The sequence below is a fragment of the Halomonas sp. ND22Bw genome (assembly GCF_003011945.1).
Taxonomy (GTDB): domain Bacteria; phylum Pseudomonadota; class Gammaproteobacteria; order Pseudomonadales; family Halomonadaceae; genus Halomonas; species Halomonas halophila.
Window position 1 is genome coordinate 1 of record NZ_PXWD01000086.1, and the last position, 532, is coordinate 532.

The window sequence follows — 532 nt, forward strand, 5'->3', positions numbered from 1 at the left end:
GGGAAGGTGACAGTGGGGCTGGTCGACGTGCTGGTAGAGACGCCGTTGGTCGTGGTGGTTGTGGTGCCGCCGCCGGTAACGTTCGGATATGTACCGAAAGATGTTCGTGAGTTCACTGCACCGCCACCGAGTTTGACGCCCAAAGATTTCCCGAAGGTATCCGACGCCTCAACAATGCGCGCTTCAATCAGCACTTGGCGTACGGGAATATCGAGTTTTTGAATCAATTCAGCGACCTGCGCCAGACGCGTGGGAACGTCGGACACGAAGAGCTGATTGGTGCGCGACTCCGCGATCACGCTGCCGCGCGGGCTCAGGATGCGAGACGCATTGGAGCCACCGCCGCCGCCACCACCACCCGCGCTCGCGCCGGTGCCGGTCAGGCCCTGCGCGATCGTCAGCGCCTCGGTCCGCGGCTCCTTCGACACCAGGTTGATCGTGCCGCCGACGCTGCCCGATCCGTTGAAGACCGAATTGGCGCCGTTATAGACCTCGATCTGTTGCAGGTTGACCGGATCGGTGCGGCTGTATT

General features: G+C 62.2%; 1 protein-coding gene. It reads right to left on the reverse strand.

Annotated features, from left to right (window positions below; all coding sequences use genetic code 11):
- The coding region (locus CVH10_RS17075) for a secretin N-terminal domain-containing protein (protein WP_369335844.1) at positions 1-532 on the reverse strand (532 nt) is incomplete at both ends.